The sequence below is a fragment of the Caulobacter sp. GW821-FHT12F03 genome (assembly GCF_058806855.1).
Map to the genome: position 1 here is coordinate 17,558 of NZ_JBXAQC010000006.1, position 11,959 is coordinate 29,516.

General features: G+C 69.2%; 8 protein-coding genes. 5 read left to right on the forward strand and 3 right to left on the reverse strand.

What is annotated here, in order from left to right:
* Positions 1-7: 7 nt before the first annotated feature.
* Both AC1RN0_RS14125 and AC1RN0_RS14130 read left to right on the forward strand, forming a co-directional pair.
* The gene (locus tag AC1RN0_RS14125; RefSeq protein WP_492788091.1) at positions 8-1,291 is read left to right on the forward strand and encodes a sulfatase family protein; all 1,284 of its coding nucleotides are present in this window, start codon (positions 8-10) and stop codon (positions 1,289-1,291) included.
* Between the two features lie 201 nt (positions 1,292-1,492).
* Positions 1,493-2,431, forward strand: coding sequence for a hypothetical protein (locus AC1RN0_RS14130; protein WP_492788092.1), 939 nt, complete (start codon positions 1,493-1,495; stop codon positions 2,429-2,431).
* 22 nt (positions 2,432-2,453) lie between these two features.
* On the opposite strand, the gene AC1RN0_RS14135 is transcribed toward AC1RN0_RS14130, so the two are convergent.
* Positions 2,454-5,849, reverse strand: coding sequence for a beta strand repeat-containing protein (locus tag AC1RN0_RS14135; RefSeq protein WP_492788093.1), 3,396 nt, complete (start codon positions 5,847-5,849; stop codon positions 2,454-2,456).
* Positions 5,850-6,172: 323 nt separating this feature from the next.
* Between AC1RN0_RS14135 and AC1RN0_RS14140 the strand changes: the two genes are divergently transcribed.
* The 3 genes from AC1RN0_RS14140 to AC1RN0_RS14150 all read left to right on the forward strand — a co-directional run bounded on the left by AC1RN0_RS14140 (position 6,173) and on the right by AC1RN0_RS14150 (position 7,899).
* Complete coding sequence (locus tag AC1RN0_RS14140) at positions 6,173-6,835, forward strand: TetR/AcrR family transcriptional regulator (protein ID WP_492788094.1); 663 nt, start codon at positions 6,173-6,175, stop codon at positions 6,833-6,835.
* A gap of 69 nt (positions 6,836-6,904) precedes the next feature.
* A complete protein-coding gene (locus AC1RN0_RS14145) occupies positions 6,905-7,285 on the forward strand; it encodes a TA system antitoxin ParD family protein (protein ID WP_492788095.1) in 381 nt (126 codons plus the stop codon).
* A gap of 8 nt (positions 7,286-7,293) precedes the next feature.
* Complete coding sequence (locus tag AC1RN0_RS14150; RefSeq protein WP_492788096.1) at positions 7,294-7,899, forward strand: ATPase; 606 nt, start codon at positions 7,294-7,296, stop codon at positions 7,897-7,899.
* A 58-nt stretch (positions 7,900-7,957) separates the two neighbouring features.
* On the opposite strand, the gene AC1RN0_RS14155 is transcribed toward AC1RN0_RS14150, so the two are convergent.
* Both AC1RN0_RS14155 and ppc read right to left on the reverse strand, forming a co-directional pair.
* Positions 7,958-9,106, reverse strand: coding sequence for an acyl-CoA dehydrogenase family protein (locus tag AC1RN0_RS14155; protein WP_492788097.1), 1,149 nt, complete (start codon positions 9,104-9,106; stop codon positions 7,958-7,960).
* Positions 9,107-9,213: 107 nt separating this feature from the next.
* Entirely contained in the window at positions 9,214-11,922 is a 2,709-nt protein-coding gene (gene ppc, locus AC1RN0_RS14160) for a phosphoenolpyruvate carboxylase (RefSeq protein WP_492788098.1), read from the reverse strand.
* Between the last annotated feature and the right edge of the window lie 37 nt (positions 11,923-11,959).

Here is an 11,959-nt window from a genome sequence, read left to right on the forward strand (position 1 = left end):
AGCGTCCATGAGCGGTCCGCCCAACGTCATCATCATCATGGCCGACGACCTCGGCTACGGCGACCTGGGCTGCGACGGCGGGACGATCATCCGCACGCCGAACCTCGACCGGATGGCGGCGGAGGGCACGCGGTTCAGCGACTTCTACGCCAGCGCCAACCTCTGCACCCCCTCGCGCGCCGGCCTGATGACCGGCCGCTATCCCGTGCGGATGAACCTGGCGCACGAGGTGATCCAGTCGCCCGAGGACCGGGGCCTGCCGCTGAGCGAGCTGACCCTCCCCAAGGCGCTCAGGCCCGCCGGCTACGCCACGGCCCTGATCGGCAAGTGGCACCTGGGCCACCGGGGCCAGTACTGGCCGCCGAACGTGCACGGCTTCGATGTGTTCAAGGGCCTGCCCTACAGCCACGACATGCAGCCGCTGGCGTATTTCGAGAAGGACGGCGACGCGCCCCTGACCGAGAGCCCAGTCGACTTCCCGAAGCTGACCCAGCGGTTCTTCGCCGAGACGCTGGCCTTCGCCGAGGCCAACCGCGATCGGCCGTTCTTCACCCTGCTGGCCCTGACCGCGCCGCATGTGCCGCTGGTGCGCAACGACGACAGGACCTGGGATTCCCCGGCCGGCGCCTATGGCGACGTGGTCGAGGAGATCGACCGCAATGTCGGGACCCTGCTCGACCGTCTGAAGGCGCTGGGGCTGGAGGAGAACACCCTGGTGATCTTCACCTCCGACAACGGGCCGTGGTTCGAGGGTTCGTCAGGGCCGTTCCGCGACCGCAAGGGCGGCTCGGGCTTCGACGGCGGCTATCGCGTGCCGTTCATCCTGCGCCAGCCGGGAACCGTGCCGGCCGGGGTGGTCACCGACGCCATCGCCAGCAACCTCGACCTGCTGCCGACCCTGGCGCGGCTGGCGGGCCAGGCCCTGCCCGAAGACCTGGAGCTGGACGGCGCGGACATCGGCGAGGTGATCTTCAAGGGCGCCCCGTCGCCGCACGACCAGATCCTCCTGTTCGACAACACCAAGGTGGCGGCGATCCGGACGGCCGACTGGAAGTTCGTCACCCGGGTGCATACGCGCGGCTGGCGCCTGAACCTCGGCCGGTTCAACTACCCGCTGCTGTTCGACATCCGCCGCGACCCCGGCGAAAACTACAGCGTCGCCTCGCTGCACCCCGAGGTCGTCGCCGAGCTCAAGGCGCGGCACAAGGCGGCGCGGGACAAGTACGAGCCGATGGTCGACCTGTTCCCGCCCTGGGTCCGCCCGTCGATCGCCGACTGGCATCCCGACTGAGGCCTCAGAGCACACAGCCGCCGTTCCCGTCGGCCGCGCCGGTGTAGAGGTTGGCCGTCGTCCCGCTGACATTGCCGGTGATGGCGGGGCCAGTCGGAATGTCTGGTGGACCCTCCATTTCGGTGACACCTCCTGGCACAGATAGTGCAATAATCCGCTGGTATCGCCTTCGGGCGCCTTGTTGAGACGCGTGTGACCCAAGTGCAGCAACGTCGTACCGCGCTTCCGCCGCCCCCGTCGGACGCCGCGCGCACGCTGGCCCTGGCCCTTAACCACGAAGCCGTTGATCGCGAGATCCCCCACGCCCGCCGCCAGGCGATGCCGGGTTTCGCCGAACTTGCGCGGGACATCGTCGAGATCTGGGGGCCCCACCCCGGCGAGGTGGGCGAGATCAGCCGCCTTCTGCGCGACATGGGCCGGTTCGCGGCCGGCAACTGGGCCATCTACCTTGAGGCCACGCCGGGCGGCCTGACCACGGCGCGGATGAGCGAGTCGCTCAAGCGGACGACGATCTCGGGCCCCGGACGGGCCCGGGCCCTGCTCGCCTACCTGAGGTTCATCGGCTACATCGAGCCGGCGCCGCACGCGGGGGACGGCCGTACGCGCCACTTTCACACCACGGCGAAGATGCGGCGGGCCTTCGAGCAGCGGATCCGCCGCGAACTCGAAGTGCGGGCGCGGCTCGATCCGGCGATCCCCGCGCTGCTGGCGCGCTTCGACAGCGACCCGACGGCCTTCGACGCCTTCTTCGTGACGATCAGCGAGGTCAGCTTCGCCAACATGGAGCTGGCCGCGCCGCGCAAGAACGAGCTGGACCTGTTCTCGGACCGCTACGCCGGCCTGATCATCCTGTGCGAAATGCTCCAGCGCGGCGCGCCGGGCGACAGCTTCCTGCCGCGCGGCCCGCTGGACTTCACGGTCGCCGGCCTGGCCGCCCGCTGCGAAACCTCGCGCATGCAGGTGAACACCCTGCTGTCACGGGCTCGCCAGGCGGGCTTCCTGATCCCCACGGGAGACGGACGCGAACGCCTGAGCGAACCGTTGCTGCGGAACATGGAAGGTCTGATCGCGGGCACCACCGACATGGTCATCGGCTGCGCCCGGATCGTCATGGGCGGGCCGGCGACGATCTTCGACTGATCGCCGCCCGGCCCTCCGGGATTTACAGCACCCAGCCGCCGTTGGTGTCGCCGCCGCCCGTGTAGAGATTGGTGGTGGTGGCGGCGTGGTTGCCGGTGATCTCGACGCGCAGGTCGGCGTAGCCGTCGCCGTCGACGTCGAGCTGCAGCACCGTGACCCCGCCGCTGAACGCCAGGGTCGCCTGGCCGGCGACATGGGTGAACTTGCTGACGAAGGTGAAGGCCTGGTCGCCGGCGAGATTGACGTTGGCGTCGATGGCCGAGAGGTCGATCCGGTCGTTCGAGTTGAACGCCAGGTCAAGGATCTTGTCCTTGTCGGCCGACTGGCCAAGGCCGGTGCGGTGGATGTCGAGGTTGGTGAACACGAAGGTGTCCGAGCCGCCGCCGCCGGTCAGGGTGTCCTCGCCGTTGCCGCCGTACAGGGTGTCGTTGTCGTTCTCGCCGTAGAGTACGTCGTTGCCGTCGTCGCCGTAGAGGGTGTCGGCCCCGTTGCCGCCGTACAGCGTATCCATGTCCCCCATGCCGTGCAGCACGTTGTCGCCGCGCGTGCCGATGATGGTGTTGCGCACGTTGCTGCCGGTGCCGTCGATGTTGCCGGCGAGCACCAGCAGGGTCAGGTTCTCGACGTTGGCGGCCAGGGTGTAGGTCACCGAGGACTCGACCGCGTCCGTGCCTTCGCCAGCGCCCTCGGTGATCGTGTCGAGGGTGTCGTCGACATAGTAGGTGTCGTTGCCGAGGCCGCCGGCCATCGAGTCCGCGCCGGTCCCGCCGTCGAGGATGTCGTTGCCCCAGCCGCCGATCAGGGTGTCGATCCCCGCATCTCCGTACAGGGTATCGTTGCCGACCGAGCCGTCGAGGGTGTCGGCGCCGTTGCCGCCGCGCAGGGTGTCGGCGCCGCCGTCGCCGTTGATGTTGTCGTCGCCGTCCAGGCCCGACAGCACGTTGGCCGAGCTGTTGCCGAGGATGACGTTGTCCGCCGCGTTGCCCGTGCCGTTGATCGCCCCGCCCGGCGCGGCCAGGGTCAGGTTCTCGGTGCCGTCGCGCAGGGTCCAGGTGATCCGGCTGATGACCTCGTCGGTTCCGTCGCCGCCGGTCTCGTCGGTGGTGTCGCCGACGTTGTCGACGACGTAGTAGTCGTTGCCCGTGCCGCCGCTCATCCGGTCGGCCCCGACGCCGCCGCGCAGGTAGTCCGCGCCCGCGCCGCCGCTGAGCGTGTCGTCGCCGTCGCCGCCGTCGAGCAGGTCAGCGCCGTTGTCGCCGTTCAGCACGTCATTGCCGGCTTCGCCGTAGATCGTGTCATTGCCGTCACCGCCGCTGACGGTGTCGACCTCGTCGCCGGCGTGAATGGTGTTGGCCCCGCCGTTGCCGGTGATGACGTTGCGAAGCGCGTTGCCGGTGGCGTCGATATCGCCGCCGCCGGTCAGGGTCAGGTTTTCGACATTGGCGCCGAGGCTGTAGGTGATCGCCGCCCGGACCTCGTCGGTGCCCTCACCGGCGTTCTCGGTGACGCTGTCGCCGCCGACATCGACATAGTAGATGTCGTTGCCGAGGCCGCCGGTCATGACGTCGGCGCCGGTCCCGCCGTCGAGCGTGTCGTTGCCGCTGCCGCCGTCGAGGGTGTCGATCCCGGCGTCGCCGTTGAGGGTGTCGTCGCCGACCTGGCCGTTGAGCGTGTCGGCGCCGTCGCCGCCGTTGACCGTGTCGTTGCCGCCGTCGGCATTGATCGTGTCATTGCCGTCCATCCCTGACAGGACGTTGGCCGAGGCATTGCCGGTGATCAGGTTGTCGAGGGTGTTGCCCGTGCCGTCGATGGCCCCGCCGACCGCGGCCAGGGTGAGGTTCTCGATGTCGGTCGCAAGGGTGAAGGTGACGCGCGTCACCACGGTGTCCGTGCCGCTGCCGCCGGTCTCGTCCGTCGTGTCGAGGACGTTGTCGACGACATAGACGTCGTTGCCGTTGCCGCCGAACATGGCGTCGGCGCCCGTGCCGCCCCGCAGACGGTCATTGCCGTCGCCGCCGGTCAGCGTGTCGTCGCCGTCCAGGCCCTGCAGGATATCGTCGCCGGACGTGCCGGTGAGCACATTGGCCGCGCCGTCGCCGGTGAAGGTGTCCGTCTGGGCCGTGACACCGACGTTGACCGTGGAGCCGTGGCTCGCGGTGTTCTGGTAGTACTGGATGGCGTCGCCCGTACCGAGCAGCACGTCCGCGTCGTTGTCGCCGTCGAGATCAGCGAACACCGGCGAGGTGTTGAACCCGATGTCGACGCCGTCAAAGGGGTTGGCCGCCCCCGTCCGTTCGGTGAAGACAGGCGCGCCCGCTGTGCCGGTATTCTCGAAATACTGGACCGTTCCGTCAAAGTTGCCCAGCAGGAGATCAAGGTCTCCATCCTGGTCCACGTCATGGAAGGTCGGCGACGCCCGGCTCGCGGTGATGCTGTCGAACGGGTTCGAAGCCCCGGTCCGCTGGGTGAAGGTCGGCGCCGCCGACGAGCCGGTATTTTCGAAGTAGGTGACGGCGCCGTCGACGCCGAGGACGAAGTCCAGATCACCGTCATTGTCGAGATCGGCGAAGGCGGCGTTCGGGATCGCGCCGACACTGATGCCGTCGAACGGGTTGGCCCCGCCCGTCCGCTCCGTGAAGACGGCCGCCGCGGCGTTGCCGGTGTTCTCGAAGTAGCGGTAGTCGCCGAAATAGCTGCCCGCGAACAGGTCGTAGTCGCCGTCGCCGTCCAGATCGACGAGGGTGGACGTCGCAAAGCCGCCGAGATTGATGCCGTCGACCGGGCTGGCCGCTCCCGTCTGCTCGACGAACACCGGCGACGTCGCGGAGCCGGTGTTCTCGAAATAGTGCACGAAGCCGCCGCCGTCGGCGACGATCAGGTCCAGATCGCCGTCTCCGTCGAGATCCGCGACCGTCGGCCGGTTGTAGCCGCTGACCGTGCCCGCATCGAACGGGTCAGCGGCGCCGACCAGCTGGGTCACCGCGAAGGCGCCCTGAATGTCATGGCCCGCCGCATCGAAGACATTGATCGTCAGCGTCCGGCTGGACGTCGGCGTGTCGCTGCTGTTGGCGTAGGTAAGATTCTCGATCAGGGCGTCGATGGCCGCGGACGTCGCGTCCGCGTCGAAGGTGATCGTCAGGGCGCCCCCGGCGCCGCCCACGGCGACACCGAACACCACGCCGCCGTAACTGACCTCGCCCGTGCCGCTGTTGTAGCTGATCTCTCCGGGGTTGTTGCCGACGGAGCGGATCGAAACCGTGTCCTCCGCCAGCAGCCCCGTCACCGTGAGGCGGCCACCGTTGAAATCGTCATCGACGTCGGTGAACACCACGCTCGAATCGATGACCTGCGGGGTGGCGTTGACCGTGTTTTCGAGGAAGACGACGGTATCGAGACCGGAGAGGGCGGGAGCGGGCATGGTCTTCAATCCTCCAGCCGGTCGCCAGTCGGCGTACGTCGGCGGTTGCCTGGAACAACCCGGAAATGAAAGCCTTTCCGGTTTGGCTGACTGGACGCAACGATGACGCGAGAATCAGCTTTTCGTACAAGCCAATATCTCATGACACCCTGCGTCGCGTTGACCCAAGGCAAGACATTGAAACGCTTTATGGCGCGTTAAACGCCGGCGCGGCGCGCGCCGGGTGCGTCGCCACGCCACAGCAATCGAACAACTGTTCATCGCCTCTTGCGCGGAGACGCGGCGCCCGTAAAGCTGCCGTCACGGAACGGAAGGGCTGCGTTTTGAGTCACACTGACGATCCCGGCGTGGAGCCCAAGACTCCCGAGGCCGAGGCCGCCACCAAGCAGCTGGTGTTCAACGCCGCCGAGCGGCTGTTCGCCCTGCACGGATTCCAGAACGTCTCGGTGCGCGACATCACCGCCGAGGCGGGTGTCAATCTTGCCTCGGTGAACTACCACTTCGGCTCCAAGGACGCCCTGCTGTTCGAGATCTTCCGGCGCCGGACCCAGGAGCTGAACCGCGACCGCGCGCGGATGCTGCACGAGGCCGCCGACCGCAACGCCGGCAAGCCGCCGGTGCGCGAGATCCTCACCGCCCTGTTCGCCCCGCCGCTCAAGTGGCTGGACCCGTCGAACGACCGGCGCATCTCGCTGCAGTTCCTGATCCGCGCCCGCAGCGAGGGCACGGCCGAAATCCGCGAGGTTCTGGGCAGCGACGTCAGCCACCTCAAGCGCTTCGCCGACGCCCTGCTGGCCGCCCTGCCCGGCCTGGCGCCGGAGGAGGTCTACTGGCGGCTGCACTTCGTGCTGGGGATGATCCACCAGAACCGCTTCATGGAGCTTGACCGGCTGCACGTCCTGTCCGGCGGCCTGACCCGCGAGGGCGAGGTCGACGCCCTGCTGGAGCGGATGCTCGACTTCGCCGAAGCGGGGTTCCTGCGCTAGGGGCGGGTCCACGACCTTGAATCCGGCCACGCGAGGTGTCATTATGACACCTTCCGTCGGAGCCTTGCCATGGCCGCCCGCAATTTCGCTTCCGTGAAGCTGACCAGCGCCTTCGTCGAGGATGCCCGTCGCGAAGCCGAGCTCGTCAACCGTTCGCTGGGCGGCCAGATCGAGCACTGGGCCCGTTTGGGCCGGGCGCTGGAAAGCGCCCCGGGCATGCCGGTGAGCCGGGTGCGCGAGACGCTGGAGGGAAAGGTGACGCTGCGCACCCTTTCACGCGATGAACAGGAAGCGGTGCTCGACCAGATGCATGACCGGTTCAGGACCCCGCCGGATGACGAGATCGCCGCCTACGCGGCTCTGGCGGACCTGCCCGGCGCTGTCGGGCTCGACGACGAGGGCAAGCTCGTCCAACGTCCGCTCAAGCCGCGGCTTCGCAAGGCGAGCTGAGTTTCCCGATGGCCGCTTTCGCGCCGTCGCCGACGTTGTTCATCCTCGCCGGACCCAACGGTGCGGGCAAAACCACCTTCTACAGACACCGGCTTGCCGGAAGGCTGGACGCGGAATTCGTCAACGCCGACGAATTGGCTCTCAAGACCTTCGGCCATGTGGCCGAGACCATCGAAGAGTCCGCCGAGGGCCAACGTCTTGCAGACCTGCGGCGGCGGGAACTGATCGGGGCGGGCGAGGATCTCGTGGTGGAGACAACCTTCTCGCACCCCTCCAAGCTTGACCTTCTGCAGGCCGCCCGGACGCGGGGCTATCGGATTGTCGTCTATCATCTCAACGTCGAGGATGCGGACATGGCGGTCCTCCGCGTCCGGGCCCGGGTGAGGCAAGAGGGCCATCGGGCGCCGGAAGATCGCGTCCGGGCCCGCTACGCGCGAAACCAGCCGCTCATACGGAGCGCCGTGCTGAGCGCTGACCGCGCCGAAGTCTTCGACAGCAGCGGGCTGGGCCGGGCTCCCAGGCTCCTGATCAGCTTTGTCGATGGAAAGGCCACCGAGGTCGGCGCGCCCCTCCCCGACTGGGCGATCAACCTTTACGGCGGCGACCTGCCATAGTCCGTCTCTCGCGATACGGAGACAGGCGCCGGCTGTCGCCGGACCCGGTCCTCCTCGCCTAACCGCCCCGCTTCATCGTTTCGCGGGCGATGACGATCTGCTGCACCTGGCTGGTGCCCTCGTAGATGCGGAAGATGCGCACGTCGCGGTACAGGCGCTCGATGCCGTAGTCGGCGACATAGCCGGCGCCGCCGAAGATCTGCACGGCCTTGTCGGCGACGCGGCCGACCATCTCCGAGGCGAAGTATTTGGCGGCGGCGGCTTCCAGCACGATGGTCTCGCCGCGGTCGCGCTTGCGCGCGCCCTCCATGACCAGCGCGCGCGCGGCCATGCACTCGGTCTTCATGTCGGCGATCATGCCCTGGATCAGCTGGAACTGCGCCAGCGCCTGGCCGAACTGCTTGCGCTCGCCGGCGTAGGCGACGCTGTCGGCGATGAGGCGTTCGGCCACGCCGACGCACAGGGCGGCGATGTGCAGCCGGCCCTTGTCCAGCACCTGCATGGCCACCTTGAAGCCCTCGCCCTCGTTGCCGAGGCGGTTCTCCACCGGCACCCGCACGTTGTCGAAGGTGATGTCGTGGATCTGGGCGCCGTGCTGGCCCATCTTCTTCTCGGGCTTGCCGACGGTGATGCCCGGCAGGTTGCTCGGCACGAGGAAGGCCGAGACGCCGCCGCCGCCCTTCACGTCCGGATTGCTGCGCGCCATGACGGTGAACAGCCCGGCCTTTCCGGCGTTGGTGATGTAGCGCTTGGAGCCGTTCAGCACATAGGCGTCGCCGTCGAGGATCGCGCGGGTCTGCACCGCGGCGCTGTCGGAACCGGCTTCCGGCTCGGTCAGGGCGAAGGAGGTGACGACCTCGCCCGACGCGACGCCGGGCAGCCACTTCGCCTTCTGCTCGTCGGTGCCGAACATCACCAGCCCCTGGCTGCCGATGCCGACGTTGGTGCCGATCTCGGAGCGGAACGCCGGGCTGGCGCGGCCCAGTTCGAACACCACCAGGCATTCATCTTCCATCGACAGGTCGAGGCCGCCGTATTCCTCGGGGATCGAGATGCCGAACAGGCCGAGGTCGCGCATCTCCTGGACGATCGCGTCCGGCACCTTGTCGTTCTCGGCCACCTGGGCCTCGAGCGGCCGCAGCCGTTCGGTGACGAACCGGCGCAGGGTGTCGATGAACTGGTCCCGGGTTTCGGCGTCTAGGGCCATGGTGGCGCGTCCCTTGTGTCGGTTTGTTTTGCCGATGCAGTAAGGGAGGGCGACGCAAAGGGGAAGCCTCCCGTAACGTCAGGGACAGACACCCGAGGCGTCTGTCCCTAGCCCGTGTTCCGCAGGCCCGCCGCCACGCCTGCCACGGTCAGCTGGATGGCCAGCCGCAGTTGTTCGTCCTGGTCGCCGGCGCGGCGACGGGACAGCAGCTCCAGCTGCAGGAAGTTCAACGGATCGACGGCCTGGGCCGCCAGCTCGACCGACTCCAGCAGGTCCGGGCGATCGTCGAGCAGCTGGTCGCCGCCGCGGATGGCCAGGGCGATCGCGACGGCCTGCTCGTGCTCGGCGCGGATGGCGTCCATGATCGCGCCGGCGTTGGGCACATCATGGGCCAGGCCCGCGTAGCGCGCGGCGATGGTCATGTCGCTCTGGGCCAGGGCCAGCTCCATGTTCGACAGCAGGGCGGCGAAGACGTCGAACTCGCCGGCCAGATCGGTCAGCTGCGGGATCGTCAGCCCGGCGCGCGCCACGCCGCCGGCGAAGCCGAACCAGCCGGGCAGCATGAACCGCGCCTGCGACCAGCTGAACACCCAGGGGATGGCCCGCAGGTCCTCGATCGCGCGGCTGGCGGTGCGCGAGGCCGGCCGGCTGCCGATGTTGAGCTGGACGATCTCGCTGATCGGCGTCGCGGCCCAGAAGAAGTCGGTGAAGCCCGGGGTCTCGTAGACCAGCGCGCGGTAGGCGGCGAACGAGCCGGCCGCGAGGGCGTCCATGGCCGCCGTGGCCTTCGCCGACGGGCCGGTGGCGCGGCGGTCGTTGCTGGCGATCAGCACCGAGGCGACGAGGCTTTCGAGATTGCGCCGGGCGGTCGGCTGGTCGCCGTAGCGGCGGGCGATCATCTCGCCCTGCTCGGTCATCCGGAGGCGGCCCTGCACCGTGCCGGGCGGCTGGGCCAGCACGGCCTCGGCGGCGGGGCCCCCGCCCCGGCCGACCGAGCCGCCGCGGCCGTGGAAGATGCGCAGGCCAACGCCAAGCTCGTCACAGACGGCCGCCAGGGCCGAGGCCGCGCGCGCCACCCCGCGCCGCGAGGCGACGTAGCCGCCGTCCTTGTTGGAGTCCGAATAGCCGACCATCACCTCCTGCACCGGCCTGTCGCCGAGGATCGCGCGGGCCAGCGGCAGCTCGAGCCAGCGGCGCAGGATGGCCGGGCCGTGGTCGAGGTCCTCGATGGTCTCGAACAGCGGCGAGACGCGGACATGGGCCCGCGGCTGCGCGCCGCCCCGCACCAGCCCGACCTGGGCCAGCAGCACCAGCGGCTCGAGGATGTCCGAGAGGCTGGCCGTCTTGGACACGACATAGGCGCCGATGGCGTCGGGGCCGTAGAGCGTCACCGCCTCGGCCGCCGCCTCGAGCGTGGCCAGCTCGCGCATGGTCTCCTCGCTGTAGTCGGCGAAGGGCGAGCGCAGCGGGCGCTGGTGAGCCATCTCGCCGAGCAGCAGCGCGACCCTGGCGTCCTCGTCGAGCGCCAGATAGTCGATGTCCTGGCCGGACCGGGTGATCAGTTCGGCGACCAGCCGCTCATGCACGTCGGCATTCTGGCGCATGTCGATGGCCAGCAGGTGGAAACCGCAGACGCGCGCGACCTGCAGCAGGGTCGTCAGGCGCGGTCCGATCAGCCGCTCGCCGCCGTGCCTGGCCAGGGAGTCCCGCACCGTCTCCAGGTCGGCGACGAACGCGGCCGGACTTTCATAGGGCCGGACCGAGGCCGCCGGCGCGGTCGTGGCGAAGGCGACCATCGCCCCGGTCAGCGACAGGGACGTGGCGCACAGCCGGTCGAACACCACCTCCAGCGCCAGCCGATAGGGCTCGTCGGCGCGATGGATCGAGGCGTCGTCGGAGGTCCGGGCCAGGGTCAGCAGCGCCTCGGACGCGCCCTCGTAGACGTCGGAAATGGCCAGGTCGGACCACAGCCGGCGCACCTCGGCGGCGTAGACATCGAGGATCACCCGCGCCTGGGAGCTCAACGCCAGCCGCAGGGTCTCGCCGGTGACGCCGGGATGGCCGTCGCGGTCGCCGCCGAGCCAGCTGCCCAGCTTGAGCATCGGCGGCACGTCGCCGCCGCCGCCGATCACATCGCTCCAGTTTTCGTAGAGGTCGATCAACGCCGGCAACATCGAGGTGCGCACGATCGACAGGGCGTTGCGGATCTCGTCGCGCACCGTGATCTTCTCGGGGCGGTGCAGGCGGGTGCGCCACAGCAGCGCCACCTCGCGGAACAGGCTTTCGCGGATGCGCTTGTCGAGGTCGACGGGCAGGTGGTGGCGGCGCAGCGCCATCAGCCGCGAGATCTCCGCCTCGCGGTCGACCAGCGCCCGGCGGCGCACCTCGGTCGGATGGGCCGTCAGCACCGGCACGACGTTCAGGTCGGCCAGGGCGTCGGGTCCGAGCCCCAGCGACTCCAGCGCCGCGGCGACGGTGCGGGCCGCGTCGCCCTGCCCCTCGTCCTCGGCCTGGCGGCGGCGGCCGGCGACGTCCTCGCCGATGTTGGCCAGCATGGAGTGGCAGGCGAACGCCCGGGCCAGCAGCATGCCCTCGTCGGGGGTCACGGCGTTGAACAGGAAGCCCAGATGCGGGGCGTCGCCGCCTTCGGAGGCCGCGCGCCGGGCGCTGCCGACCAGGGCCGCGGCGTCCTCCCCGTCGAGATAGCCGATGGCCTCCATCAGGAGGTCGTCCATCAGCTTCACGTTCTGCCGCACATGCCGGCTGGTGGGGCCGGAAGCCGACCGGGGAATCTGCAAGCTCAGGGGGCGCGCCATGGCCATCCTTCTGTCAAAGCGGCCCCTCGATCACAAG